Origin of the sequence: Modestobacter sp. VKM Ac-2986, from assembly GCF_026967795.1 — a bacterium.
Classification (GTDB): domain Bacteria; phylum Actinomycetota; class Actinomycetes; order Mycobacteriales; family Geodermatophilaceae; genus Modestobacter.
In genome coordinates this window covers 209294-235210 of sequence record NZ_JAPVBH010000005.1, presented here as the reverse complement: position 1 = coordinate 235210, position 25917 = coordinate 209294, and the positions used below count along the sequence as shown (strand labels likewise).

The following is a 25917-nucleotide window of genomic DNA, read 5'->3' as shown; positions in this document are numbered from 1 at the left end:
CTACGGGCGCCGGGACGCCGTCCCGCCACCGCTGGCCTGATCGCGCCCGAACGCCAGGCGCAGGCCGTGCACGGTGAGATCGGGCTCACGCACCCCGATCGAGGAGCAGCTGTCGGCCACCAGCGGGTGCAGGCCCCCGGTGGCGACCACGACCGGCTCGGTGCCGAACTGGGCGACCAGCTCCGCGGCGATCCGGCCCACCAGCCCGTCGACCAGCCCGGCGAAGCCGAGCACGAGGCCGGACTGCAGCGCGGCCACGGTGTTCTTGCCGATCGCCTGCGGCGGCACCCGCAGCTCCACCGAGCGCAGCTGGGCCGCGCGGGTGGCCAGTGCGTCGTGGCTGACCTCGACCCCGGGGGCCAGCGCGCCGCCCAGGAACTGCCCGTCGGGGCCGACGGCGTCGACGTTGGTCGAGGTGCCGAAGTCCACGACCACCACCGGCCGCCCGTGCCCGTCGGGTGCGGTGCCGTACAGCTCGTGCGCGGCGAGCGCGGTGACCACCCGGTCCGCGCCGACCTCGCGCGGGTTGTCGACGTGCAGCGGGACGCCGGTGCGCACCCCCGGCCCGATGAGGGTGACCGGGACGGCGAGGGAGCCCAGCAGCTCGCGCAGGGCCGGCAGCAGCGCGGGGACCGTGGAGCAGGCCGCGACCCCGGTGAGCTCGGTGCCGGCCAGCAGCCCACGCCAGAGCAGCCGCAGCTCGTCGGCGGTGGCGTGCGCGTGCGTGGTGACCCGCCAGCCACCGACCCGCCGGTCGCCGTCGAAGGTGGCCAGCACGGTCTGGCTGTTGCCCACGTCGACGGCGAGCAGCACGGCTCAGCCCACCCGCAGGTCGAGCGCGAGGTCCAGGATCGGCGAGGAGTGGGTCAGCGCGCCCACGGACAGGAAGTCGACCCCGGTCTCGGCGTACTCCCGCGCGACCGCCAGCGTGAGCCCGCCGGTGGCCTCCAGCTCGACGTCGCGGTCGCCCACGACCGCGACGGCCTGGCGCAGCTGGTCGGGGGTCATGTTGTCCAGCAGCAGGAAGTCCGCGCCGGCCGCCACCGCCTCGGTGACCTGCGCGAGGGTGTCGCACTCGACCTGCACCGGCACCCGCGGGGCACGCTCGCGCACCATCGCCACGGCCGCGGACACCGAGCCGGCCGCGGTCACGTGGTTGTCCTTGACCATCGCCACGTCGTAGAGGCCCATCCGCTTGTTCGACCCGCCCCCGCAGCGCACCGCGTACTTCTCCAGCGGCCGCAGGCCCGGGGTGGTCTTGCGGGTGTCGAGCACCGTGGCCCCGGTGCCGGCGATCGCGTCGGCCCAGGCGCGGGTGTGGGTGGCGATGCCGCTGGCCCGGCTGGCGATGTTCAGCGCGCTGCGCTCGGCGGCCAGCAGCGCCCGCACCGGCCCGCGGACGGTCAGCAGCACGTCCCCACGCCGCACCCGGTCGCCGTCGGTGGCCGCGGCGGTGAGGGTCGCGCCGGGGGCCAGCCGGCGGAACACCCGTGCGGCCACCGGGAGACCGGCGAGGACGCCGTCCGCGCGGGCGACGAGGTCCGCCGTCCCGAACTGGGTGCCGGGCACGGTGGCGGCGCTGGTGACGTCGTAGCCCACCGCGACGTCGGGTGCGCTGGGCAGCGGCGGGCCGCCGGTGAGGTCCTCGGTGAGCGTGCGCTCGATCAGCTCGTCGACCCAGGCCGCGCTCAGCCCGGTGCCGGTCAGGTCGGTGGGGTGGCTGGTCACGCCGTCCATCCTGCCGGGCACCGCCACTGCGATCCCGCTCCCCGCCCGCTCACCACCGGACGGCGACGGGCTCGCCGACCGGGCGGCGGGCCAGGGTGACCCGCCCGTCGTCGTCCAGCCGGACGTCGAGGTGCACCCGCCAGGCGTCGGCGGCGTCGGGGTGGTCCTCCCGCCAGTGGCAGCCGCGGGTCTCCTCGCGGGCGGCGGCCGCGGCGGTGATCGCGGTGGCCACGGTCAGCAGGTCGGTGGCCTCCCAGCCGGGCACACCCGGGACGGCGGTGGTGCGCTCCTCCAGGCCGGCCAGCTCGCCGGCCGCGGTCGCCAGCCCCGGGCCGGTGCGCAGGGCGCCGACCAGGGCCGACATGGTGGCCGTGAGCGGGCCGCGCGCCGCGGCGTCGACCAGCCCCTGCGGGCGCGGGTCGACCGGTGCGGGGGCGGCCGGGACGGGCAGCTCGCGGGCGAGGGCCTCGCCGATCCGGCCGGCGAACACCAGCCCCTCGAGCAGTGAGTTCGACGCCAGCCGGTTGGCCCCGTGCACGCCGGTGCAGGCGACCTCGCCGCAGGCGTAGAGCCCGGGGACGGTGGTGCGCCCGTGCAGGTCGGTGGCCAGCCCGCCGGAGGCGTAGTGCGCGGCCGGGGTGACCGGGACCAGGTCGGTGACCGGGTCGACGCCGGCCTCGCGGCAGCGGGCGACGATGGTCGGGAACCGCTCAGCGAGGCCCGGGATGCCGCGGGCGTCGAGCCAGACGTGGTCGACGCCGTCGCGCAGCTGCACCCGGGTGATGGCCTTGGCCACGACGTCGCGGGGCGCCAGCTCGGCGAGCTCGTGCGCGCCGACCATGAACCGCTCCCCCGCGTCGTCGCGCAGCACCGCGCCCTCACCGCGCAGCGCCTCGGAGACCAGCGGCTGCTGCCCGCGGGAGTCCGGCCCGAGGTACAGCGCGGTGGGGTGGAACTGGACGAACTCCAGGTCGGTGGCGACCGCCCCGGCCCGCAGGCCCAGCGCGACACCGTCGCCGGTGGACACCGAGGGGTTGGTGGTGGCGGCGTAGACCTGGCCCATGCCGCCGGTGGCCAGCACCACGGCCCGGGCGCGCACGGCCCCGACGCCGTCGGCGCTGCCCTCGCCGAGCACGTGCAGGGTCACCCCGGCAGCCCGGCCGTCGACGTCGGTGAGCAGGTCCAGCACCATCGCGTGCTCGACCAGGGTGATGCCGGGGTCGGCGGAGACGGAGTCGTGCAGTGCCCGCTGCACCTCTGCGCCGGTGGCGTCCCCGCCGGCGTGCACGATCCGGTCGGTGGAGTGCCCGCCCTCGCGGGTCAGCAGCAGCCGGCCGTCGCCGTCGCGGTCGAAGGCCGCGCCCCAGCTGATCAGCTCGTGCAGCCGCTCCGGGCCCTCGGTGACCAGCGCCCGGACGGCGTCGTCGTCGCAGAGCCCCACGCCGGCCACCTCGGTGTCCCGGGCGTGCGCACCGGGGGTGTCGGTCGCGGACAGCACGGCGGCGATCCCACCCTGCGCCCAGCGGGTCGAGCCGTCGTCCACCTCGACCTTGGTGACGACGGCGACCGACAGCCCGGCGGTGCGGGCGTGCAGCGCCACGCACAGGCCGGCCACGCCGGAGCCGACCACGCAGACGTCGGCGGTGAGCTCCCAGCCCGGCTCGGGCGCGCTCAGCCGCGACGGCAGGCCGGTCATCGGACCGGCACGCCCTGCGGGCTCCGCTGCATCTCGTCCGACCCCGGCACCGGGGCCGAGGGGTCCGCGCCCAGCTCGACGACCCGGTTGGCGGCGTCGACGTGCACGACCTTCGGCAGGTACGACTTCGCCTCGGTCTCGTCCATCAGCCCGTAGGTGATGAGGATGACCAGGTCGCCGGGGTGCACCAGGTGCGCGGCGGCACCGTTGATGCCCAGCACGCCGCTGCCGCGCTCGCCGGGGATCACGTAGGTCTCCAGCCGGGCGCCGTTGGTGACGTCGACGATGGCCACCTGCTCACCGGCCAGCAGGTCGGCGGCGTCCATGAGGTCCTCGTCGACGGTCACCGAGCCGACGTAGTGCAGGTCGGCCTGGGTCACCGTGGCCCGGTGGACCTTGCTCTTGAGCATCGTGCGCATCATCGGTGGCTCCCCAGGGTCACGGCGAGGTTGTCGATCAGTCGGGTGCTGCCGGCGCGGGCGGCGACCAGCAGGCGGGCGGGTCCGGCGGCCGGGGGCGGGCCCAGCTCCGGGTCGGTGAGCTCCAGGTAGTCCGGCACCAGGTCCGGTGCCCCGGCGAGCACCGCCCGGGCGGCGGTCAGGACGGCGTCGGCCCCGGAAGGACCGGCTGCCGCCCCGGCGCGCAGCGCGGCGGACAACGCCGCAGCGGTGGCCCGCTGTTCCGCGGACAGGTAGCGGTTGCGGCTGGACAGCGCCATGCCGTCGTCCTCCCGCACGGTGGGGACGCCGACGACGTCGACGCCCAGCGCGAGCTCGCGGGCCATCGCCCGGATCAGCGTCAGCTGCTGGTAGTCCTTCTCCCCGAAGACGGCGACGTCGGGACGCACCAGGCCGAACAGCTTCGCCACCACGGTGAGCACGCCGGCGAAGTGACCGGGGCGGACCGCGCCCTCGAGCACGTCGCCCAGCGGACCGGGGTGCACGGTCACCCCGACGGCGCCCGGCGGGTACACCTCGTCGACCGGCGGGTGGAAGACCAGGTCGGCGCCCTCGGCGGCCAGCGCGGCGAGGTCGGCGTCCCAGGTGCGCGGGTAACGGTCGAAGTCCTCCCCCGGCCCGAACTGCGTCGGGTTGACGAAGACGGAGACCACGACGCTCCCGCCGCGCTCGCGGGCGGCGCGCACCAGGGTGCGGTGGCCCTCGTGCAGCGCGCCCATGGTCGGCACCAGCACGACCGGCCCGGGCAGGGCGGCCCGCAGTCGGTGCAGCTCCGCGGTGGTCTCGGCGACGGCGGGGAGGCCGGACGACGCGCTCATCGGGTGACCTCCTCGGACGGGCGGTGCAGCAGCTCCAGCAGCGGGGCGCCCTCGTGGGGGCGCAGGCGGCCGGCGGCCAGGGCGCGCTCGGTGGTGCGCCGGGCCAGCGCGACGTAGGCGTCGACCGCCGCCGGTGCCCGCTCGCCCAGCGTCTGCAGGTGGCCGCTCACGGTGCCCACGTCCCCGCGGCTGACCGGGCCGGTGAGGGCGCGGTCGCCGCGGCGCAGGGCACCCTCGAGTGCGGCGGTGAGCAGCGGGGTCAGCATCCGGGCGGGGTCCTCGACCCCGGCGGTGCGCAGCAGGTCGGCGGCCTCGGCGACCAGCGTGACCAGGTGGTTGGCGCTGCCGGCCAGGGCCGCGTGGTACAGCCCGCGGTCGGCCTCGGCGGCCCAGGTGGGCTCCCCGCCCATCTCGAGCACGAGGGCCTCGGCGACCGGGCGGTGCTCGGGACGGCTGGTCACGCCGAAGGGCGCGGCGAGCAGGCGGTGCACGTCCTCGGGGGCACCGGTGAAGGTCATCGCCGGGTGCAGGGCCAGCGGCAGCACGCCGGCGTCCTCGGCGGGGGCGAGCACGCCGATGCCGGCCGCACCGGAGGTGTGGAAGGCCAGCTGGCCGCGGCGCCAGGCGCCGGTCTCGGCGAGCCCGGCGACCAGGCCGGCGAGGGTGTCGTCGGGGACGGCCAGCACGACGAGGTCGCTGGCGGCCAGCACCTGGTCGGCGCGCAGCAGCGGGACCCCGGGCAGCAGCCGGGCGGCGCGCTCGCGGGAGGCGGCGGACAGGCCCGAGGCGGCGACCACCTCGTGGCCGGCGGTGGCCAGCGCGGCCCCGAGGACGGCGCCCACCCGGCCGGCGCCGATCACGCCCACGCGCAGGCGGGCGGGGGCCTCGGCGGCCGGGGGCAGCCCGGCGGCGGGCACGGCGGTGGGCGCAGCGGCGGCCGCGCGCGGACGTGGGGACATCCCGGTGCACCTCTCGTTCCAGTCCCGTGCGGGTACCGGACTCAGGTCGCGTCGGCCCACGTCGTCGTGGACCGCTGGGTGGTGCGGGTCGAGCGGGTGCTCGTCGAGCGGGCGGGGACACCTGCTGCAACCACCCGGGCGGGTGTGTCACACACGTGATCCGTCTGTGCCGAGTGTGTTACCGGCACGGGCGGCGCGGCAACGTCCCCCAGGTGTGTCCTGGCTCACCGGCCGGCGGGCGGGTCAGTCGCGGCCGAGCACCCGGGCCAGCACGTCGTCGCCGTCCTCCTGGCCCTCCTCGCGGTAGCGACGCCGCCTCGACCGGCCGCCGCTGGGCGCTGCGACGCCGCTCTCGGCCAGGATCTGCTCCAGGCGGGCGTGGCCGGCGGGCTCGGGTGGTGCGCCGGTCGCCGCGGGAGCGTCGTCCTCGCGGGCGGCTGCGCCCTCGGACGGTCTCCAGGCGGTGCTGCCGGTGCCCGCGTCGTCGGTGCGGGCGTCGCGGTCCAGCCAGGACGGCGGCTCGTGGGCGGCACCCTCCCGGGAGGAGCGCACGTCCGAGGGGCTCTCGTAAGCGGGGCTGTCGTGGGACGGCAGTTCGTACGACGACGGCTCGTACGACGGCGGCTCGTACGACCGCTCCTCGTACGGGGCGGGCTCGTACGCCGGTGTCCCGGACGTCGAGGGCCCGTCGAACGGGTCCGGGTACGCCGGGCTCCGGTCCGACCACGCCCCCGACGGGGAATCGCCGGAGGACGGCACCTCGTCCGGCCCGGTGCCGCGGAGCCGGTCGGTCCAGGAGACGAGGTCGTCCTCGTCGGGCTCGGCAGCACGGCGGTGCCGGCGCGGGGGCTCCGGCGCCGACGACCAGGCCGACGGGCGGTCGGGCACCCCGGCGACCGGCAGCTCACCGGTCGCGTCGCCCGCGCCGACCAGCGACTGCTGGTCCAGCCACTCCCGCGGGGACTGCAGGGCCGGCTCGGCCGGCGGCTCCACCAGCGACTCGCCCACCAGCCACTCGACCGGCGAGGGCGGCCGGTGGCGGGACACCTGCTCCTCGTCGACCACGGCGAAGGTCCGCGTCGGCTCGGCGGGCGGCGGGGTGAGCGGCCAGGAGGCGGGGGCGTCGTCGTCCGCGGCGGGGCCGGCCTCGACGCGGGTGGTGGTCCAGGAGTCGACGTCCCAGCCGCCCGGGCGCAGCGACGGCTCCGCCGGCCAGTCGGGGCTGCCCTCCAGCGTCCGGCCGCCACCGACGGCGAAGGAGTCGGTGGCCTGCGCGGGTCCGCGCACCGACTGGGCGCGCATGACCGTGCGCTCGACCAGCACCTCGCCGGACAGCTGCTCGGTGACCTCGCTGCGCAGCCGCCCGAGCTCGGCCCGCAGGTCGCCGACGCCGGCGAGCTGGGCCCGCAGCTGGGCCAGCCCGGCGAGCTCGCCGCGCAGCTCGCCCAGGTCGTCGAGCTGGGCGGACAGCCCGGTCAGGGCGTGCAGGTCGGCGCGCAGCCGGCCGACCGCGGCGAGGTCCTCCTGCAGGCGGTCGAGGGCGCCGAGCTGGGTGCGCAGCTGCCGCAGCTCCTCGCGCATCGTCTCCTCGGACTCCCGCCGCAGCCGGCCCTCCAGCTCGGCCTCGTGGGCGTGCCGGGCGGCGACCTCACGCTCGAGCTCGAGGTCGTAGGCGGCGCGCAGCTCGGCCTCCCGGGCGGCGGCGGCCACCCGGTCACCGTCCCGGCTGCCCCCGAGGAACGCGGCGACGACGAAGGCCCAGCAGACCGCGAGCAGCACGATCCGCAGCACCAGCGGGTTGTCGGTGAGGAAGACCGCGGCGGTCGCGACGGCGGCCAGCACCAGCCCGACGGCCAGCCAGACCCGACGGCCGGGGCTGGCCGGGTCCGCGACCGCACGGGGCTGCACCCGACGGGGCCGGTCGGGCGCAGCCCGCTCGACCGCGGGCGGGTCGACCACGGCCGGTGCGGGGCGGGGCGGCGGCGGGGCCGGGCGCGGTGGCAGGGCCGGCAGGGCGGTGCGGGCAGGCGCGTCGTCCCGGCGACCTCCCATGCCGTCACTCTACGGTCTGGAGGGGTTCCGGCGAGTGGTTGCCGGTCGAGCCGCGCACCGCCGTCCCGGCGCCCGGTGACAGGGTGGTCCGGTGACGCTCACCCTGCTGGACTGGCGACGACGCGTCGCCGCCCTGTACGCCGACGTCCGGGCGGCCGAGGACCCCGAGTCCGGCTGGACGCTGTGGCGCACCGGCCGCGACGCCCTGCTGGGCACCCACCCGGACTCCCCGCTCGACGCCGCGGCCCGGTCCGGCTTCACCGGGGTGCCGATGGCCCCCTACGACCCGGCGCTGCGCTTCGACGCACCCGTGGACACCGACGTCGAGCCGCTGCAGCTGGGGGTGCCGACCGGCGAGGGCGGTCTGGTGCTGCACCGGGTCGGTCGGGTCACCCTCGGCGACGTCGGCCGGCTCGACGTGTGGTGGACGGGCGGGTACGGCGGCGGGGTGTTCCTCCCGCTGCGCGACGGCAGCGCCGGCACGACCACCTACGGCGGCGGCCGCTACCTGCTCGACACGGTCAAGAGCGCCGACCTGGGCGGCACCGGGGGCCGGCTCGTGGTCGACCTCAACTTCGCCTACCACCCCTCGTGCACCTACGACCCGCAGTGGACCTGCCCGCTGGCCCCCGAGGGCAACCGGGTGTCCACCGTGGTCGCCGCCGGCGAGCAGCTGCCCCCCGGAGGCTGGTACTGACACGACGAGGCCCGCTCCCTTGCGGGAGCGGGCCTCGTCGTGTCGGCCGCCCTGCAGGGCCCCGCCGCGAGCTCGCTCGTGGTGGGGGGCAGGGGGGTCCTACTGCTGGGCGAGGGCGCCGTCGGAGCTGAAGACCAGGCCCATGGCCACGTCACCCTGCTGGATGGCGGCCTTGGTCAGCGGGCCACCGGCGTCGTACTCGCTGAAGCCGGCGAAGGTGAGCCCGTAGGTCTCCTCCAGGCCGAGCTGGCACTGCGGCCGGGTCGGGCACTCGCCCGGGCCGCCGAGGGTCAGCGAGCCGTCGCCGCACTTCTCGGCCAGCTCGGACAGGGTGGTGACCCCGAGGCCCTCGGCGAACGCGGTGGTGACGGCGAAGGCGTTCTGGTCCGTCGCCTCGGCCGGGGTGCCGAACACCAGCCCGTACTGCTGCGCGATCGGCTCCAGCGCGGTCAGCGTCTCGTCGGCGTCGCTGGTGGCGATGCCGGTGGAGGCCGGGTCGACGTTCTTGGCGATGATGTCGGCGACGGTGGCCAGGTACTCGGGGAACACCTGGATCTCACCGCTCTTGAGCGCCGGCAGGTACAGCTCGCGGTTGCCCACGGTCTGCACGGTGGCCTGGAAGCCGGCCGCGTTCAGGGCCTGGGCGTAGACGTTGGCCAGCACCTGGGACTCGCTGAAGTCGGCCGCACCGACGACGACCGGGCCGCTGCCGCCGGTCACGCCGGAGCCCAGCTGGTTCTCCGCGGCGTACGCGGCGGCGACGTCGGTGGCGGTCTGCCGGTCGATGTCGACGGCCTTGTTCATGCCGATCAGGTCGTCCTCGGTGAGGGCGGCCGAGACCGTGTCGAGCGCCTGGACGAGGGCCGGGCTGGCCGCGGCGGCCGCGGCGTTGACCGCCGGGACGACGTTGTCGGCGTTCTGCAGGCCCTTGTCGTCCTCGAGGACGACGAGCTGGTCGCCGGCGACGGGCGCGCAGGCCTCGCCCGAGGCGGACCCGGTGGCGGCGGCCGGGCCGCCGGTGCCCGAGGACCCGGACTCACCGCACGCGGCGGTGGCGAGGACGGCCGCGAGGGCGGCGACGGGGAGGATGGTCTGGAAACGGGGACGCGTGCGCATCAGCTCCGCCTTCTGTGTCCCGTGGCGCCCACTGCTGGACGGCCACGCGTGTCTGGCGGGGGGTGCCCCGCACCGACCACTCAACCCCTGCAGGACCTCCCAGGGCAAGTCCGTCGTGCCCAACCGTTACCCGCCGGTGATCACGGTCCCGCTCAGGGGGTGGCCGCCACCGTCCCGGCGCCCACCTGCCGGGTGCGGACCCGGCCGAACGCGAGCCGCCGCGGGCCGGGGGTGACCGCCCAGGACACCAGGGCCAGCAGGAGCTCGGTGGCCACCGCCAGCAGCGCGACGAGCAGGGCGCCGGCCAGCACGGCGCCGTAGTCCTGCTGCCGGAAGCCGAGGGTGATGATCCGGCCCAGGCCGCCGCCGGCGACCAGCGCGGCCAGCGTGGCGGTGGCGACCACCTGCACCGCAGCCGTGCGGACACCGGTCATCAGCAGCGGCACGGCGAGCGGCAGCTCGGCGCGCAGCAGCACCTGCCGCTCGCTCATCCCCATCGCCCGGGAGGCCTCGACGACGTCCCGGTCGACACCGCGGAAGCCGACGTAGGTGTTCGTGAGCACCGGCGGCAGCGCGAACAGCGCGAGCGCGATCGTGGTCGCCGTGGGCCCGAAGCCGATCGGGGTGACCGCGAAGACCGTCAGCAGGGCCAGCGTCGGCACAGCGCGGGAGACGTTGGACAGCGCGACGGTGAACGCCCCGCCCCGGCCGGTGTGGCCGAGCAGCGCGCCGACCGGGACGCCGACGGCCACCGCGACGGCGACGGCGATCACCGAGATCTGCAGGTGCTGCAGCAGGAGGTCGACGATCCCGTTGGTGCGCGTCCAGTTCAGCGGGTCGTTGAGGTAGCGGAGGGCCGCCTCGAGCTGGTTCATGCCCGCGCCCGCCGGGTCCAGGGGGTCAGCGCCCGCTCGGCGCCGGCCAGCAGCAGGTCCGCGACCAGCGCCAGCAGCACGCAGCCGACGGCGCCGGTGACGATCTGCGCCCGGTAGAAGTTGGCGTTGAACCCGCCGGTGATCAGCTGGCCCAGTCCGCCGTGCCCGACGATCACCCCGACGGTGACCAGCGCGACGGTGGAGACCGTGGCGACCCGGATGCCGGCCATGAACGACGGCAGCGCCAACGGCAGCTCGACCTGCCAGAACATCCGGACCGGCCCGTAGCCCATCCCGCGGGCCGCCTCCTGGACGTCGGCCGGGACCGACTGCAGGCCGGCGAGGAAGTTCCGCACCAGCACGACCAGCGAGTAGAGGACCAGGCCGATCAGCACCGTGGTCGCGGACAACCCGGTGATCGGCGCCACGAAGGCGAACATGGCCAGCGACGGGATCGTGTAGATGAGCGTCGAGAGCCCCAGCACCGGGCCGGCCAGCCAGCGGCTGCGGCGCGCCAGCAGGGCGAGCGGCAGCGCGATCGACGCGCCGAGGAGCACCGCGGCGACCGTCAGCCGCACGTGCTCGCCGAGGTGGGCGAGGATGGTGCTCCAGTTCGACGTCACGTACGAGGGGTCGAACCAGGGGTTCGGCGCCGCATCGGCAGCGAGCACCGCCGCGCTCAGCACCGGGCGCCCGTCAGGAAGGCCACGCCGTGGACGTTAGTGCCAAGCCCGCCGAGACCACAGCGTCCCCCGCCCAGGCCATCCGGCTGGAGGGGGTCAGCAAGACCTACCCCGACGGCAGCGTCGGCGTCCGCGCGCTGGACCTGACCTTCGCCGCGGGCGAGCTGACCGTGCTGGTCGGGCCGTCAGGCTGCGGCAAGACGACCACGATGAAGATGATCAACCGGATCATCGAGCCGACCACCGGCCGCATCCTGCTGGGCGAGGACGACGTGACCCGGGTCGACCCGGTGGAGCTGCGCCGGCGGATCGGGTACGTCATCCAGAACGTCGGGCTGTTCCCGCACCAGACCGTGCGCCGCAACGTCGGCACCGTCCCGCGGCTGCTGGGCTGGGACAAGCGGCGCACCGCCGACCGGGTCGAGGAGCTGCTGGAGCTGGTGGGCCTGGACCCGGCGACCTTCGGGGACCGCTACCCCCACCAGCTCTCCGGTGGACAGCGCCAGCGCGCCGGCGTGGCCCGCGCGCTGGCCGCCGACCCCGCCGTCCTGCTGATGGACGAGCCGTTCTCCGCCGTCGACCCGATCGTGCGCGAGCGCCTCCAGACGGAGTTCCTGCGGCTGCAGGACACCGTGCGCAAGACGATCGTCTTCGTCACCCACGACATCGAGGAGGCCGTGCGCCTCGGTGACCGGATCGCGGTCATGAGCACCGGCGGCAAGGTCGAGCAGTTCGCTGCGCCCGCCGAGCTGCTGGGCTCCCCCGCCACCCCGTTCGTGGCCGACTTCGTCGGCGCCGACCGCGGGCTGAAGCGGCTCGCGGTCACCGGCATCGACATGGCCGACCTCGAGCAGCCGCCGGTGGTGCACGTCGACGACGGCCTGGCCGACGCGCGGGCGGCGCTGCTGCGCGCCGGGGCCCGCTGGGCGGTCGTGCTCGACGACCACCAGGCGCTGCACGGCTGGATCTCCGCCGAGCGCGCCGCGGGCCCGGGCACGGTGCGGGAGGCCTGCAAGCGGATGGAGGCCTGGGTGCCCATCGACGCCACGCTCAAGACGGCGTTCTCCACGATGCTGCAGCTGGAGGCCGGCTGGGTCGCGGTGCTCGACGGCGACCGCTTCTGCGGTGTCCTCACCCCCGAGTCCCTGCACGCGGCCCTGCGCCGCTCCGTCGAGGGCACCGTCCCGGAGACCGCCGGCGCCGTCTAGGCCCCCGTGCACGGGCCCGCCGCGAGCTCGCGAGCGGTGGGGGGCACGGGGGTCCTCCAACTACGTGCGGGCGCCGGCCGGCCCGTCGTCGTCGTCCAGCGGGATCTTGGTGACGTGCTCCAGCCACAGCGCCGCGACGGTCAGCGCGAGGGCGAGGACGACGCCGAGCACCGCGGTGCCGGTGTCGCCGCGGGCGGCGGTGAGCTGGTCGAGCGCGGGGACGGTGTGCAGCAGGACCCCGGCCCAGCAGCCGGCGAGGACCGCGCCGACGTAGGCGCTGGCCTGGGCGAGCACCACCAGCCGGGCGACCAGCAGCGGCTCGACCGGTCCGCCGCCCGGGATCGGACGCCGGTCGCGCTGGGCCGGCAGCCGGGCGCCCAGGGTGCGGGCGGCACCGGCCTCGGCCAGGGCGAGCAGCCCGACGGGGACCGGCAGCCACCAGCGCAGCGCGGGGAGGTCGCCGTAGGCGGCCCGTACGACGAGCCAGCTGGCGACGGCCAGACCGAGGGCCAGGGCGACCAGGTCGCGACGGCTGACCGGGTTCACGCCGGGACCACGGCGGCCACGTCCGCGAGCGGCAGCGCGGCCACCAGGTCGGCGACCGGGCCGTGGCCGGGCAGCGTCGCCGCCGGGTCGAGGGCCAGCCACGGCACCAGGACGAAGGCGCGCTCGGCAGCCCGCGGGTGCGGCAGCAGCAGGTCCGGGTCGTCCGAGTGCACCGGTGTGCCGTCGTCCGCGGTGACGGTGACGACGTCGACGTCCAGGGTGCGCGCGCCCCAGCGCACCTCCCGGGTGCGCCCGGCCGCCCGTTCCAGCTCGTGGGCCAGGGCCAGCCACCCCGCGGCGTCCCGGTCGCCGGTCAGGACGGCGACCGCGTTGAGGTACGGCGGCTGCTCGACCGGCCCCCACGGCGGGGTCTCGTACAGCCCGGAGGCGGCGACCAGCCCGTGGCCGGCCAGCGCGGACAGCGCCGTGTGCAGCGTCGCCGACCGGTCGCCGAGGTTGCCGCCGAGGGACAGGACGGCGGTGGTCACGGCCGGGTGCGGCGGATCGCCACCGTGACGTCGTCGGCGGGCACGCCGAGGTCGGCGTCGGGCTTGTGCACGGTGATCTCCACGGCCTGCACCAGCGGGTCGGCCAGGCACAGGTCGGCCAGCCGCTGGGCGAGGGTCTCCAGCAGGTCGACCGGCTCGCCGACCAGCACCGCGTGCAGCGCCTGGGCCAGCTCGGCGTAGTTGACCGTGCGGGCCAGGTCGTCGGTGGCCGCAGCCGGCGCGGTGTCCAGCTCCAGCGCCGCGTCGACCCGGAAGGTCTGGCCGTGCTCGCGCTCGGTCGGGTAGACGCCGTGGAAGCCGTGGCCGGTGAGCCCGTGCACGGTGATCCGGTCGGGCACGGCCCCGTCCAGAGGCTCGCGCCGAGCCTGCGAGGGGTGAGGGGGACGGGGTCCTTCGTCAGCCACGGGTTCCTCCTGCGGTTCGGGCGGCGCGCACGGCGTCCACGGTGGCGATGGCGTCCAGCGACTGCAGCGGGTCGTGCACGCGCACTCCCCAGGCCCCGGCCTGCGCGGCGAGCACCGAGATCGCCACGGTGGCGGCCTCCCGGCCCTCGACCGGGCGCACCGTGCCGTCGGGGTCGGCCAGCAGCCGCCCGAGGAAGGTCTTGCGGGAGGCCCCGACGAGGACCGGCAGCCCGAGCCCGACGAGCCGGTCCAGCCCCGCCAGCAGCGCCCAGTTGTGCTCGGCGTTCTTCGCGAAGCCCAGCCCCGGGTCCAGCACCAGCTGCGCGGGGTCGACCCCGGCGGCCACGACGTCCTCCACCCGGGCGGTGAGCTCGGCGGCGACCTCGGTGACGACGTCGCCGTAGCGGGCCGCGGCCTGCATCTCCCGGCTGTGTCCGCGCCAGTGCATGAGCACCCACGGCACGCCGGCCTCGGCGACCAGCCGGGCCATGCCCTCGTCGGCCAGCCCGCCGCTGACGTCGTTGACCAGCGCCGCACCGGCCTCCAGCGCGGCGGCCGCCACCTCCGCACGCGTGGTGTCGACGCTGACCCGCACACCGGCGGCCACCAGCTCGCGGACCACCGGCACGACCCGGCGGCACTCCTCGTCGGCGTCCACCCGGTCGGCACCGGGGCGGGTCGACTCCCCGCCCACGTCCACGTAGTCCGCACCGGCGGCGTGCATCCGCAGCCCGTGCTCGACCGCCACGGCCGGGTCGGCGAACGTGCCGCCGTCGGAGAAGGAGTCCGGGGTGACGTTCAGGACGCCCATGACCAGGCAGCGCTGCGGGCGGGGCAGCGGGACGGGTCCGGTCACCGGCCCAGGATGAGGCTCATGGCCTCGCCACGGGTCACCGCGTTGTCCCGGAAGGCACCGCGCACCGCGGAGGTCACCGTGGTCGTGCCGGGCTTGCGCACGCCGCGCATCGCCATGCACAGGTGCTCGGCCTCGACCACGACGATGACGCCCATCGGCTTGAGCACCTCGAACAGCGAGTCCGCGACCTGCCGGGTCATCCGCTCCTGCACCTGGGGGCGCCGGGCGTAGACCTCGACCAGCCGGGCCAGCTTGGACAGCCCGGTCACCCGGCCGTCGGCGCCGGGGATGTAGCCGACGTGCGCCTTGCCGTGGAAGGGCACCAGGTGGTGCTCGCAGGTCGAGTAGACCGGGATGTCGCGCACCAGCACGAGCTCGTCATGACCCTCGTCGAAGGTCGTGGCGAGCACGTCGACGGGGTCCTGCGACAGCCCGGCGAAGGTCTCCGCGTACGCGCGGGCGACCCGCGCCGGGGTGTCGGCCAGCCCCGGGCGGTCGGGGTCCTCACCGATCGCGAGCAGGATCTCGCGGACGGCGGCCTCAATCCGGGGGGCGTCGAACCGGCCCTCGGCCAGGTCGGCGACCGGGTCACCGGTCACCGGGTCCAGGCCGAGGCCGTCGACCTGCGGCGTACCGCCCTGACCTGCTCCCCCGGGTCCGGCGGTCACCGGCCGGGCGTCGGGCTGCCGACGTCCCCGGTCGGGGACGGCGCAGCGCCGTGGCCGTTGGCCGAGACCGCCGTGGCGCCGTTGAGGCCGGACACCTCGGCGGGGGTGAGCACCGGCGGGCGCTGCGACGGGGTGCGCTTGCCGAACCCGTTGTAGGGGGCCATCGACGGGCGCTTGACCACCCCGGCACAGATCCGGTCCATGTCCTCGCGGGACAGCGTCTCCTTGTCCAGGAGCTCGAGCACCAGCTGGTCCAGGGTGTCCCGGTACTCGACCAGGATCTCCCACGCCTCGTCGTGCGCGGTCTCGATCAGCGCACGCACCTCGCCGTCGATGTCGGCGGCGACGGCGTTGGAGTAGTCGGGCCGCGCGCCCATGTCCCGGCCCAGGAAGGGCTCGGAGTCGGTGCTGCCGTACTTGACCGCACCCAGCTTGGCGCTCATGCCGTACTGGGTGACCATCGCCTTGGCCACGGAGGTGGCCTTCTCGATGTCGTTCCCGGCGCCGGTGGTGGGCTCGTGGAAGACGAGCTCCTCGGCGGCGCGACCACCCAGCATGTAGGCCAGCTGGTCGATCATCTCCGAGCGCGTCTGGGTGTACTTGTCCTCGGTGGGCAGCACCAGCGTGTGCCCGAGCGAGCGGCCGCGCGGCAGGATCGTCACCTTGTGCACCGGGTCGGTGTTGGGCAGTGCGTGCGCCACCAGGGCGTGGCCGCCCTCGTGGTACGCGGTGACCTTCTTCTCCTTCTCGCTCATCCCCCGGGTCTTGCGCTCCGGGCCGGAGAGCACGCGGTCGATCGCCTCCTCGAGGGTGGCATCGGTGATCTGCGTGCCGCCGGTGCGGGCGGTGAGGAGCGCGGCCTCGTTCAGCACGTTGGCCAGGTCGGCACCGGTGAAGCCGGGGGTGCGACGGGCGAGCGTGGTCAGGTCGACGTCGCTGGCCAGCGGCTTGCCGGTGGCGTGCACCTTCAGCACGGCCACCCGGCCGAGGAGGTCGGGGCGGTCGACGGCGATCTGCCGGTCGAACCGGCCCGGTCGCAGCAGCGCCGGGTCCAGGACGTCGGGCCGGTTGGTGGCGGCGATCATGATGACGCCGCCCTTGACGTCGAAGCCGTCCATCTCCACGAGCATCTGGTTCAGCGTCTGCTCGCGCTCGTCGTGCCCGCCGCCCATGCCGGCGCCGCGCTGGCGGCCGACGGCGTCGATCTCGTCGATGAAGATGATCGCCGGGGCGTTCTCCTTGGCCTGGGTGAACAGGTCGCGGACACGGCTGGCGCCGACACCGACGAACATCTCGACGAAGTCCGAGCCGGAGATCGAGTAGAACGGCACCCCGGCCTCGCCGGCGACGGCGCGCGCGAGCAGCGTCTTGCCGGTCCCAGGCGGGCCGAACAGCAGCACGCCCTTCGGGATCTTCGCGCCGATCGCCTGGTACTTGACCGGGTTCTGCAGGAAGTCCTTGATCTCGTGCAGCTCCTCGATGGCCTCGTCCGCGCCGGCGACGTCGGCGAACGTGGTCTTCGGGGTGTCCTTGCTGACCAGCTTGGCCTTGGACTTGCCGAAGGCGGCGACGCCCCGGCCACCACCCTGCATCGAGTTGAACAGCCAGAACAGCAGCAGTAGGAGCAGCACGAACGGCAGGAAGCTCACGAGGAGGCTGACCAGGAGGTTGTCCTGGCTCACCTCGGTGTCGAAGTCGACCGGACCGTCGCCGTCGGAGGCGTCGCGGACGGCGGTGAAGACGTCGTCGGCGGCCTCGGCCGGGTAGGAGGCCGTGACCTGGGACGTCCCGTTGACGGGGTTCCGCAGGTCGAGCTCGAGCGTCTGCTCGCGGTCGTTGATCGTCGCCTTGGTGACGTTGCCGTCGGAGAGCTGGGTCAGCGCGGTGGACGTGGGGACCTCGTCGTACTCGCCGTCGCCCTGCAGGAAGCTGGAGCCGACGAGGGCCAGCACGAGGACGATGACGATCCAGAACCAGACGCTCCGGACGATCTTCTTACGTTCCATACACCGTGTCCGGGCACCGGGGCGAGCCCGGCCTTGCCCGTCGACCCTCCTGATCGTCGCAGGACGCGGCCCGCGACCCCGGGTGGCACCCCGCGGCAGGGCGACGTCGTTGGGTCGACGGTACACCGCGTGACCTGTGAGACAGCTGCGTGCGCACCGCCCCGGCCCCGCTGCAGGGTCCCGCCCCGAGCTCGCGAGGGGTGGGGGGCAGCGGGGTCCTCCGTCAGCTGGAGTAGACCTCGGGCTTGAGCGTGGCGATGTAGGGCAGGTCCCGGTAGCGCTCGGCGTAGTCCAGGCCGTAGCCGACGACGAACTCGTTGGGGATGTCGAAGCCGACGTACTTCACCGGGACGTCGACCTTCACCGCGTCGGGCTTGCGCAGCAGCGTGCAGACCTCCAGGCTCGCCGGCGCCCGGCCGCCCAGGTTCTTCAGCAGCCACGACAGGGTCAGCCCGGAGTCGATGATGTCCTCGAGCACCAGCACGTGCTTGCCGGTGATGTCGCGGTCGAGGTCCTTGAGGATGCGGACGACGCCGGAGGAGCTCGTCGAGCTGCCGTAGGAGGAGACCGCCATGAACTCCATCTGCGTGGGCAGCTGCAGCGTGCGGGCGAAGTCCGACATGAACAGCACCGCGCCCTTGAGGACGCCGACCAGCAGCACCTCACGGCCGGCGTAGTCCACGGCCACCTGCGCGGCGAGCTCGGTGATCTTCTCCTGGATCTGCGCCTCGCTCAGCAGCACGTGGTCGATGTCCGGCCCGTAGCCGTGATCGTGGCCCAGTGGTCCGGCGGCCTGCGCTGCGGGGGTGGCGGGCTCGGTCACGGGCTCAGGGCTCCTCAGGGGGGACGGCGGTGGTGGGGTGGGGCGACGGGCGGGTGGCGCCGCGCTGCACCACCACCAGCCTGCCAGACGTCCTGACCACCCCCGTACCGCCCGGCAGGTCCGCCTGCCCCTGCCCCCTCCAGCGGGTGAGGAGGGCGTCGACGGCGGCCAGGTGCACCGCCTGCAGGTCCCGGACGCCGGACCGGTGCAGCCAGCCGCGCAGCACCCGCCGGCGCAGGGCGGCGGGCAGCGCGGTCAGCGGCCCGGCCGGCAGCGCGCCGTCCGGGCCCTGCACGGCGTCCAGCTCGGTGGCGGCCAGGGCGTCGAGGGCGTCCAGGTCCTCCCGGAGCATCGCCGCGGTGCGGCCCAGCGCCGGGGCGACGCCGCCGCCGAGCACCTCCTCGAGCAGCGGCAGGACCTCGCTGCGCAGCCGCACCCGGGTGTAGGCCGGGTCGGTGTTCCACGGGTCGTCCCAGACGGGCAGCTGCTGGGCGTCGCACGCGGCGCGGGTGGTCTCCCGGCGCAGGCCCAGCAGCGGGCGCCAGAACGGCGGGCGGTGCTCGACCATGCCGGCCACCGACCGGGGCCCGGACCCGCGGGCGAGCCCGAGCAGCACCGTCTCGGCCTGGTCGTCGAGCGTGTGACCCAGCGCGACCGTCGCCCCGTGCTGCCGGGCCGCTGCGGACAGGGCGGCCGACCGGGCGTCCCGGGCGGCGCCCTCGGGTCCACCGGCGGCGCCGACGGTCACCGGCACCACGAGCACCGGCGACAACCGCAGCGACCGGAGCAGCTCCGCGGTGCGGTGCGCCTGGTCCGCCGAACCGGTCTGCAGCCCGTGGTCGACGGTCACCGCACCGACCGCCCGCCCGGCGCGGGGCGCCTCGAAGGCCAGCGCCGCCGCCAGGGCGACGGAGTCCGCTCCCCCGCTGCAGGCCACCAGGACCGGGCCGGTGGTCGCGGCCAGGCCCGGCCGGACGGCGCTGCGCAGCGCGGCGACGGCGGGGTCGGGACCGGCCATCAAGTCGGGGTGCGGTCAGCCCGGGAAGGCCGGCCGGGTCTCCAGCACCCGGGTGACCCAGCGGGCGGGCTCGGTGAGCTCGTCGCGGTACGGGAGGTTCGCAGGCTCCGCCCACACCTGGTTGAACCCGTCCATGCCGACCAGGTCGACCACGCCGGCGACGAACACCCGGCCGTCGGCGTACTGCTGCATCTTCTGCTCCAGGCCCAGCAGCCGGCGCAGCACCCGGTCCAGCGGGCTGCGGCCCTTGCGGCGCTGGGCGAAGCGCTTGCGCAGCACGCGCACCGACGGGACGACGTCCGGCCCGACGTTGTCCATCACGTACTCGGCGTGCCCCTCGACCAGGCTCATCACCGCGGTGATCCGGTCGAGCACGGCGCGCTGCTCGGGGTGGGTGACCAGCGCCATCAGCCCCTGCGGCGCGTCGGCGTCGGTCTCGCTGCCGCGCACGGCGCCGACGACGCTGCGCAGGACCTCCTGCAGCCGGTCGAGCAGGACGTCGGAGTCCAGGTCGGTGGCCTCGGCGAAGAGCGTCATCTGCTCCTCGAGGTAGCCGCGCAGCCACGGGACGGCGGTGAACTGCAGCTGGTGGGTGGCCTCGTGCAGGCAGACCCAGAGCCGGAAGTCGGTGGGGTCGACGCCGAGCCGACGCTCGGTCTCGACGATGTTGGGGGCGACCAGCAGCAGGCGGCCGCCGCTGCCGAACACCTCGTACTGGCCCAGCACCCGGGAGCACAGGAAGGCCAGGACGCCGCCGGCCTGCGCGCCGGTGACCCGGGAGCCGACCGCGGTGGCCAGGGCGCCGGGCGTCTTGCCGGTGGCGGCCTGGATGCCGGCGGCCAGCGGGTCGAGCAGGGCGCTCATGCCGGCGGTGTTGGCGTCGACCCAGCCGGGGCGGTCGACGACGGCGACGGTGGGCTGCGGGCCACCGGGCACCGGGCGGAGGCCGGTCAGCCCCTCGACGTGCGCGACGGCGGTGGCGGCGGCGCGGTGCAGCTCGGCGACGACCGCGGTGGCCTCGGTGCGGGTGGTCTGCGGACCGGGCTTCACCAGGCGGCGGGCGGTGCGCCCGGCGAGGTCCCAGTCGACCAGGGACGAGGGGCGGCTCATGGTCCGACCGTACCCACCGGACCTGTGCCCGGCGCCCCGTCAGCGGCAGCCGCAGCCGGCCAGCGCGGCCACCACCCGGTCCAGCGCCGTCTCGCTGGCGACCAGCCCGCCGGTCGTGCCGTCGGCGAGGACGGCGAAGGCGAGCAGCCGGCCGTCGGCGGTCAGCACGGTGCCGGCGAGGTCGTTGACGCCGCCGAGGGTGCCGGTCTTGGCCCGCACGGCGGCGGGCGCGCCCGCGCCGTCGGCCGAGCGCTCGGCCAGGGTGCCGTCGTACCCGGCGACCGGCAGCCCGGACAGCAGCGCGTCGACGCCGGGGATGCTGCCGGCGGCGGCGCCGCGCAGGACGTCGACCAGCAGGCGGGCCGGCACGCGGTCGTCACCGGAGAGCCCGCTGCCGTCGGCCAGCGAGACCCCGGTCGTGTCCAGGCCGGCCTCGGCGAGCGCGGCGGTCACGGCCTGGGCGCCCCCCTCGAAGCTCGCCGGCAGGCCGCGGCGCAGCGCCACCTGGCGGGCGAGCGTCTCGGCGAGCAGGTTGTCCGAGGCGGTCAGCGCCTGCTCGACCAGCCGGGAGACCGGTGCGGACTCCACCCGGCCCAGCGTGCGGGCGCCGGCCGGTGCGGTGCCGGGCTCGACGGACACGTCGGGGGCGCCGAGGGCCGCGGCCAGCGCCGCGCCGGCGTCGGTGGCCGGGTCGCCGCTGCGCGGGTCGCGGCCGGGGCGGACCCGGGCGCCGTCGACGGCCGCGGCGGTGACCGGTGCAGCGTAGGTGGAGGGCGCGTCGCCGGGACCCCACCCCGGGGCGGTCTCCGGGCCGGTGAACAGCGAGGTGTCGACGACGACGCGGATGACCGGGGCGCCGCCGAGCGCGGCCTGCACCTGGGCGGCGAGGTCGGCGACGGTCGCCGCGCCCGGGTAGTCGGCCGAGGGCACGGTGGTCGACAGCGTGGGGTCGCCGCCACCGACCAGCACGACCTCACCGGGGGCGCCGCCGGCCACGACGGTGGTCGGGATCGTGTCCGTCGGCTCCAGCGTGGTGAGCGCGGCCAGTGACGTGAGCAGCTTGTTGGTCGACGCCGGCGTGCTCGGGTCGACGGCGTCCCGGTCGAGGAGCACCTGGCCGGTGGCGACGTCCACGACCTGCGCGGACAGCCCGCTGCCCAGCGCCGGGGCGTCCAGCAGCGGCGACAGGGTCGCCGACAGGGCCGCCGGGTCGGGCACCGGTGCGGTGCTGGCGAGGGCGGCGAGGACCGGCTGCGGACCGGTCAGCTCGGGCAGGACGGCGTCGGGCACGGGCTCGGCCTGCGGGGCCGCGGGGCCACTGCCCCGACCGCCGGTGAACTCCAGTGCCAGCAGCACACCGGCGGCCACCAGCACGGCGGCGAGCAGGGCGGCGACCAGGACCCTGGCCCGCCGCCCGCGGCCCCCCGCTGCCGCCGCACCGGCCCGGCGGCGACCCCGGGCCGGGGCCGCTGTCGCCCCGCGCTCGGCCGGCCGCGGCGCCGGTACGGACCGGGCAGCCTGCCGCGTCCGCCGGGCGGCCCGCCCGGCCGCGGCCTGTCCTGCTGCGGCCTGCTCGGCCGCTGCCTGGTCCGCTGCTGCCTGCTCCTGGGCCGCCCGCCGGGCTGCGAGCTGCTCGGCGGCGAGCCGGTCGGCGTTCTCCCGCTCGCGGGCCGCCTGCTCGGCCGCCGCTGCGGCGCGCTCGGACTCGGCCTGCTGCGCGGCGGCCCGTTCGGCGGCCAGGCGGTCGACCTCGGCCTGGGCGGCTGCGGCCTGCGCAGCCGCGGCCCGGTCCTCGGCGTCGCGCTCCGCGGCCCGCCGGCCGGCCTCGATCCGCTCGACCGCTGCCCGCTCGGCTGCTGCCTGGGCGGCGGCGGCCTGCTCCTCGGCGGCGCGCTGGGCCGCCCACTCCCGGACGGCGGCCAGGTCGGCCGCGGCCTGGGCTGCGGCGCGCCGCGCGAGCTCGGCCTCGTCCGGGACCGTCTCGTCCGCGGCGGCCTGCTCTGCGGCGGCCTGCTCCGCGTCGGCCTGCCCCGCCGCGCGGCGGGCCGCCCACTCCTTCACCGCGGCCAGGTCGGCGGCGGCCTGGGCCGCGGCGGCGGCGCGACGGGCGGTCTCCTCGGGGTCCTCCGGCGGGACCGGGTCGACTGCGGGCGGGACGGCGTCGGCCAGGGACGCCGAGGCAGGCGACTCGTGTTCGTCGTGCCCGTGCTCGAGGTGTCCGTGCTCGAGGTGTCCGTGCTGGACCGGCTCGTGCTCGACCGGCTCATGCCCGACCGGCTCGGCGCTGGCACGGTCGAGACCGTCCGGGCCAGCGCCGTGGACGTCGTGGCCGTCGTCGTCGCCGTAGAAGTCGTGCTCGTGGTCGCCGTAGACGTCGTGGTCGTGGACCTCGTGGTCGGACACGAGTGGCGCGGCCTCGGGCTGTTCGACGGCGGACGTCGCGGAGCCGATGGCTCCTGCCTCGCCTTCGGGCACCTGGGTGAAGCCGACGTCGGCCGACGTGTCCTCGGCGGCTGCAGGTCCGGCCGACGGGTCCTGCTCGGCAGCGGGCTCGCCCGCCGTCGCATCTCCGGCGACGTCCTCAGGCGTGGCGGCGGGCTCGGCGGGTGCGACCTCGACGGGCACGTCGTCCACCGGGGTGTCCTCCCCGCGCACGTCCTGAGCGGGGAGGACCTGGGCGCGCGCGTCCTCGGCAGTCAGGTCGACGCCGGTCAGGTCCTCGGCGGCTGCATCCGGCACCCCGGTTGCGGCCTCCTCGTCCTCGGGCACGCCATCGGCGAGCACGTCGTCCGGGTCGGCGTCGTCCGCGAGCACCTCGTCGGAACGGGCGCCCTCGTCCGGCCCGTCGTCCGGCGACGTGTCCTCGCCCGGCAGGTCGCCGGCAGGCGCGTCGACGGTGTCGGCTCCCTCGACAGGGGCGTCCGACGGCTCGCCGGTCGTGGGCTCGCCAGTCGAGTCCACGTCGTCCACCGGCTGCGACACGCCGTCGGCGGATCCCGCTCCGGCGGCCGTCGCCCCGGCGGGCAGCACGTCGGGGGTGGGCGGGGACGGGTCCGCGGCGGGGGTCCCACCGTCCTGCGGACCGGGGTCCACCGGCGCGGCGACCTGGGCAGGGGACGTCACGGCCGACTCGGGAACGGTCCCATCGACACCCGACCGGGTGACGTCCGCGGGCTCATCGCGCGGGCCTGACGAGATCTCCTCCACCCCCTGGGGTGACCTCCGCCCACACGACGGCCGGTCGTAGGTCACACTATCGGCGTGCAGTTCGACGTGACGGTAGAGATCCCCAAGGGCCAGCGGAACAAGTACGAGCTGGACCACGCCACCGGACGCATCCGGCTCGACCGGATGCTGTTCACCTCGACCCGGTACCCCGCGGACTACGGGTACATCGAGGAGACGCTCGGGATGGACGGTGACCCCCTGGACGCGCTCGTCCTGCTGGAGGAGCCGACCTTCCCTGGGTGCCTCATCACCTGCCGGGCCATCGGGATGTTCCGGATGACCGACGAGGCGGGTGGGGACGACAAGGTCCTCACCGTCCCGGCGACCGACCCGCGGGTGGCCCACCTGCAGGACATCACGGACGTCTCCGAGTTCGACCGGCTGGAGATCCAGCACTTCTTCGAGACCTACAAGGACCTCGAGCCGGGCAAGTCCGTCGAGGGTGCCGAGTGGGTCGGCCGGGCCGAGGCCGAGGCCGAGATCGAGGCCTCCCGCAAGCGCGCGCTCGACGCCGGCTACTGACCTCTCGGCGGACCCTCCGCCGAACGCGCACCGACCAGACGGCGGCGCACCCCACCGGGGTGCGCCGCCGTTCCGCATCTCCGGGCCGGTCAGGCGGCGGCGCGCTCGCCTGCCGACCGACGGCGCAGCGCGACCTGCTGGACGGCGGGCGGGTCGTAGGCCATGTCGAGCCGGCCCACGTCGGTACCCGGCGGCACGATTGCGTCGATCGCGTCCAGCAGGTCGTCGGTCAGGACGACGTCCACGCCGGCGAGCAGGTCGTCGAGCTGGTCCATGGTGCGCGGACCCATCAGGGCCGACGTGACGCCCGGGTGCGCGATCGCGAAGGCCATCGCCAGGTGGGTGAGCGAGATGCCCGCCTCGGCGGCGACCGGGACCAGCTGCTCGACCACGTCGATGCGCCGCTCGTCGCTCAGGTGGCGGAACCGGGTCGCGCGTCGGAGGTCGGTCTGCTGCCCCCTGCGCACCCGTCCGGTGAGCATCCCCTGGGCGAGCGGGCTGTAGACGATGGTCCCCATCCCGTACCGCTGGGCGACGGGCAGGACCTCCCGCTCGATGCCACGGGTCAGGATCGAGTATGTGGGCTGCTCGGCGCGGAACCGTTCCAGGCCGCGGCGCTCGGACACCCACTGCGCCTCGACCATGTCCGAGGCCGGGAACGACGACGTGCCGATCGCGCGCACCTTGCCGCTGCGCACCAGGTCGGTCAGGGCCGACAGCGTCTCCTCCACGTCGGTGACCGGGTCGGGCCGGTGCACCTGGTAGAGGTCGATGTGGTCGGTCTGCAACCGGCGCAGGGAGTCCTCGACCGCGGTCATGACCCAGCGCCGGGAGTTCCCGCGCCGGTTGGGGTCCTCCCCCATCGGCAGGTGGAACTTGGTGGCCAGGACGACGTCGTCCCGACGGCCCTGGAGCGCCTTGCCGACGATCTCCTCCGACTCCCCGTGGGAGTACATGTCGGCGGTGTCGACGAGGTTGATCCCGGCGTCGAGGGCCCGGTGGACGATCCGGGTCGCCTCGCCGTGGTCGGGGTTGCCCATCGCGCCGAACATCATGGCGCCGAGGGCGTAGGGGCTGACCTGGATGCCGGTGCGGCCGAGCGTGCGGTACTGCATGAGACCTCCAGGCGACACCGCCAGGTGCCGTAGAGTGGGGTGAAGTGGGACGTCGTCCCGGTACGTCCAGGAACATACGGGACAGTGTCCCGTTTCGCCAGGAGGTCTCCCGTGCCCCGCGTCGACGCGCAGCGCAACATCGACGCCCTCGTCGAGGCGGCCAAGCAGGAGTTCGCCGCATCGGGCGTGGACGTCAACGTCCGGGCCATCGCCGCCCGGGCGGGCGTGGGGACGGCGACCCTCTACCGGCACTTCCCGCTGCGGTCGGACCTGGTGGCCGCGGTCTTCCGCCGCGAGGTCGACGCCTGTGTGGCCGAGGCGCCCCGGCTGGCCGCGAGCCACGCACCCGGCGAGGCCCTGGAGCTGTGGCTGCAGCGGTACACCGAGTTCGTGGCCACCAAGCGCGGCCTGGCCGCAGCCCTGCACTCCGGCGACCCGGCCTTCAACGGTCTGAGGGCCTACTTCGAGGACAGCGCCGGCCCCGCACTGCGGACGCTGCTCGAGGCCGCCGCCGCCGCCGGCGCCGTCCGGTCAGGAGTGGACCCCCTCGACCTGCTGGGGGCGGTGTCGAACCTGAGCGTCTCCTCACCCAGGACCGAGGACGCCGCGCGGGCCCACCGGATGGTCGCGCTGCTCGTCGACGGTCTGCGGTACGGCGCAGGGAGCCCGTGACCGACCGGGAACGACACAGCGGCCCCGCCCGGGAGGGGCGAGGCCGCTGGGGTGAGAGCCGCCTGTCGGAATCGAACCGACGACCTTCTCATTACGAGTGAGACGCTCTACCGACTGAGCTAAGGCGGCGGACTGCGCGGGTGAGCTTAC

Annotated in this window: 25 protein-coding genes and 1 tRNA gene; 4 read left to right on the top strand and 22 right to left on the bottom strand. The window is 75.7% G+C overall.

The genetic code is table 11. The features are described 5' to 3' along the window. The 7 genes from O2W14_RS14575 to O2W14_RS14545 all read right to left on the bottom strand — a co-directional run bounded on the left by O2W14_RS14575 (position 1) and on the right by O2W14_RS14545 (position 7711). The gene (locus O2W14_RS14575; protein ID WP_269176827.1) at positions 1 to 813 is read right to left on the bottom strand and encodes a type III pantothenate kinase; all 813 of its coding nucleotides are present in this window, start codon (positions 811 to 813) and stop codon (positions 1 to 3) included. 3 nt (positions 814 to 816) lie between these two features. Continuing rightward, positions 817 to 1728: a carboxylating nicotinate-nucleotide diphosphorylase gene (gene nadC, locus O2W14_RS14570; RefSeq protein WP_269176826.1), complete on the bottom strand. Its 912-nt coding sequence runs from the start codon at positions 1726 to 1728 to the stop codon at positions 817 to 819. Positions 1729 to 1777: 49 nt separating this feature from the next. Then, positions 1778 to 3424 (bottom strand): L-aspartate oxidase, encoded by a 1647-nt coding sequence (locus tag O2W14_RS14565; protein WP_269176825.1) that lies wholly within the window; start codon positions 3422 to 3424, stop codon positions 1778 to 1780. Further along, a complete protein-coding gene (gene panD / locus O2W14_RS14560) occupies positions 3421 to 3846 on the bottom strand; it encodes an aspartate 1-decarboxylase (RefSeq protein ID WP_269176824.1) in 426 nt (141 codons plus the stop codon). The genes O2W14_RS14565 and panD overlap by 4 nt, the downstream gene beginning before the upstream one ends. Continuing rightward, positions 3843 to 4700 (bottom strand): pantoate--beta-alanine ligase, encoded by an 858-nt coding sequence (gene panC, locus O2W14_RS14555; RefSeq protein ID WP_269176823.1) that lies wholly within the window; start codon positions 4698 to 4700, stop codon positions 3843 to 3845. The genes panD and panC overlap by 4 nt, the downstream gene beginning before the upstream one ends. Then, positions 4697 to 5659, bottom strand: coding sequence for a Rossmann-like and DUF2520 domain-containing protein (locus tag O2W14_RS14550; RefSeq protein ID WP_269176822.1), 963 nt, complete (start codon positions 5657 to 5659; stop codon positions 4697 to 4699). The genes panC and O2W14_RS14550 overlap by 4 nt, the downstream gene beginning before the upstream one ends. Positions 5660 to 5902: 243 nt before the next feature. Continuing rightward, on the bottom strand, positions 5903 to 7711 hold the full coding sequence (locus O2W14_RS14545) for a DUF6779 domain-containing protein (protein ID WP_269176821.1): 1809 nt from the start codon (positions 7709 to 7711) through the stop codon (positions 5903 to 5905). Positions 7712 to 7802: 91 nt separating this feature from the next. Here O2W14_RS14545 and O2W14_RS14540 point away from each other — a divergent pair, with 91 nt between their 5' ends. After that, positions 7803 to 8408, top strand: a complete 606-nt coding sequence (locus O2W14_RS14540; RefSeq protein ID WP_269176820.1) for a DUF1684 domain-containing protein — start codon at positions 7803 to 7805, stop codon at positions 8406 to 8408. Between the two features lie 99 nt (positions 8409 to 8507). Here the strand turns inward: O2W14_RS14540 and O2W14_RS14535 are convergent, their stop codons facing one another. The 3 genes from O2W14_RS14535 to O2W14_RS14525 form a co-directional block, all read right to left on the bottom strand. Continuing rightward, positions 8508 to 9524, bottom strand: coding sequence for a glycine betaine ABC transporter substrate-binding protein (locus O2W14_RS14535; RefSeq protein ID WP_269176819.1), 1017 nt, complete (start codon positions 9522 to 9524; stop codon positions 8508 to 8510). Between the two features lie 152 nt (positions 9525 to 9676). Next, on the bottom strand, positions 9677 to 10399 hold the full coding sequence (locus O2W14_RS14530) for an ABC transporter permease (RefSeq protein WP_269176818.1): 723 nt from the start codon (positions 10397 to 10399) through the stop codon (positions 9677 to 9679). Further along, the gene (locus O2W14_RS14525; RefSeq protein WP_269176817.1) at positions 10396 to 11070 is read right to left on the bottom strand and encodes an ABC transporter permease; all 675 of its coding nucleotides are present in this window, start codon (positions 11068 to 11070) and stop codon (positions 10396 to 10398) included. The genes O2W14_RS14530 and O2W14_RS14525 overlap by 4 nt, the downstream gene beginning before the upstream one ends. A 41-nt stretch (positions 11071 to 11111) precedes the next feature. Between O2W14_RS14525 and O2W14_RS14520 the strand changes: the two genes are divergently transcribed. Continuing rightward, entirely contained in the window at positions 11112 to 12290 is a 1179-nt protein-coding gene (locus O2W14_RS14520) for an ABC transporter ATP-binding protein (RefSeq protein WP_269176816.1), read from the top strand. Between the two features lie 60 nt (positions 12291 to 12350). Here O2W14_RS14520 and O2W14_RS14515 read toward each other — a convergent pair whose 3' ends face one another. From O2W14_RS14515 to dacB, 10 genes are all read right to left on the bottom strand, one after another. Further along, complete coding sequence (locus O2W14_RS14515; RefSeq protein WP_269176815.1) at positions 12351 to 12836, bottom strand: DUF3180 domain-containing protein; 486 nt, start codon at positions 12834 to 12836, stop codon at positions 12351 to 12353. Beyond that, the gene (folK, locus tag O2W14_RS14510; RefSeq protein ID WP_269176814.1) at positions 12833 to 13324 is read right to left on the bottom strand and encodes a 2-amino-4-hydroxy-6-hydroxymethyldihydropteridine diphosphokinase; all 492 of its coding nucleotides are present in this window, start codon (positions 13322 to 13324) and stop codon (positions 12833 to 12835) included. Before folK ends, O2W14_RS14515 begins: the two co-directional genes overlap by 4 nt. Then, on the bottom strand, positions 13321 to 13683 hold the full coding sequence (gene folB, locus O2W14_RS14505; protein ID WP_269176813.1) for a dihydroneopterin aldolase: 363 nt from the start codon (positions 13681 to 13683) through the stop codon (positions 13321 to 13323). The genes folK and folB overlap by 4 nt, the downstream gene beginning before the upstream one ends. 58 nt (positions 13684 to 13741) lie before the next feature. Beyond that, the gene (gene folP / locus O2W14_RS14500) at positions 13742 to 14605 is read right to left on the bottom strand and encodes a dihydropteroate synthase (protein ID WP_269176812.1); all 864 of its coding nucleotides are present in this window, start codon (positions 14603 to 14605) and stop codon (positions 13742 to 13744) included. Next, complete coding sequence (folE, locus tag O2W14_RS14495) at positions 14602 to 15273, bottom strand: GTP cyclohydrolase I FolE (RefSeq protein WP_269176811.1); 672 nt, start codon at positions 15271 to 15273, stop codon at positions 14602 to 14604. Before folE ends, folP begins: the two co-directional genes overlap by 4 nt. Then, positions 15270 to 17279, bottom strand: coding sequence for an ATP-dependent zinc metalloprotease FtsH (gene ftsH / locus O2W14_RS14490; protein WP_269176810.1), 2010 nt, complete (start codon positions 17277 to 17279; stop codon positions 15270 to 15272). Before ftsH ends, folE begins: the two co-directional genes overlap by 4 nt. A 223-nt stretch (positions 17280 to 17502) precedes the next feature. Then, complete coding sequence (hpt, locus tag O2W14_RS14485) at positions 17503 to 18102, bottom strand: hypoxanthine phosphoribosyltransferase (protein ID WP_442928840.1); 600 nt, start codon at positions 18100 to 18102, stop codon at positions 17503 to 17505. Positions 18103 to 18106: 4 nt separating this feature from the next. Beyond that, positions 18107 to 19120, bottom strand: a complete 1014-nt coding sequence (tilS, locus tag O2W14_RS14480; protein WP_269176809.1) for a tRNA lysidine(34) synthetase TilS — start codon at positions 19118 to 19120, stop codon at positions 18107 to 18109. A 15-nt stretch (positions 19121 to 19135) separates the two neighbouring features. Continuing rightward, positions 19136 to 20230 (bottom strand): zinc-dependent metalloprotease, encoded by a 1095-nt coding sequence (locus tag O2W14_RS14475; protein ID WP_269176808.1) that lies wholly within the window; start codon positions 20228 to 20230, stop codon positions 19136 to 19138. 39 nt (positions 20231 to 20269) lie between these two features. Next, a complete protein-coding gene (dacB, locus tag O2W14_RS14470; protein ID WP_269176807.1) occupies positions 20270 to 23191 on the bottom strand; it encodes a D-alanyl-D-alanine carboxypeptidase/D-alanyl-D-alanine endopeptidase in 2922 nt (973 codons plus the stop codon). 300 nt (positions 23192 to 23491) lie between these two features. Between dacB and O2W14_RS14465 the strand changes: the two genes are divergently transcribed. Further along, the gene (locus O2W14_RS14465) at positions 23492 to 23980 is read left to right on the top strand and encodes an inorganic diphosphatase (RefSeq protein ID WP_163611250.1); all 489 of its coding nucleotides are present in this window, start codon (positions 23492 to 23494) and stop codon (positions 23978 to 23980) included. Between the two features lie 89 nt (positions 23981 to 24069). Here the strand turns inward: O2W14_RS14465 and O2W14_RS14460 are convergent, their stop codons facing one another. Next, positions 24070 to 25095: an aldo/keto reductase gene (locus O2W14_RS14460; protein WP_269176806.1), complete on the bottom strand. Its 1026-nt coding sequence runs from the start codon at positions 25093 to 25095 to the stop codon at positions 24070 to 24072. A 111-nt stretch (positions 25096 to 25206) separates the two neighbouring features. Here O2W14_RS14460 and O2W14_RS14455 point away from each other — a divergent pair, with 111 nt between their 5' ends. Beyond that, positions 25207 to 25767: a TetR/AcrR family transcriptional regulator gene (locus O2W14_RS14455; RefSeq protein WP_269176805.1), complete on the top strand. Its 561-nt coding sequence runs from the start codon at positions 25207 to 25209 to the stop codon at positions 25765 to 25767. Positions 25768 to 25823: 56 nt separating this feature from the next. Here the strand turns inward: O2W14_RS14455 and O2W14_RS14450 are convergent. Next, a tRNA-Thr gene (locus O2W14_RS14450) sits at positions 25824 to 25896 on the bottom strand. Between the last annotated feature and the right edge of the window lie 21 nt (positions 25897 to 25917).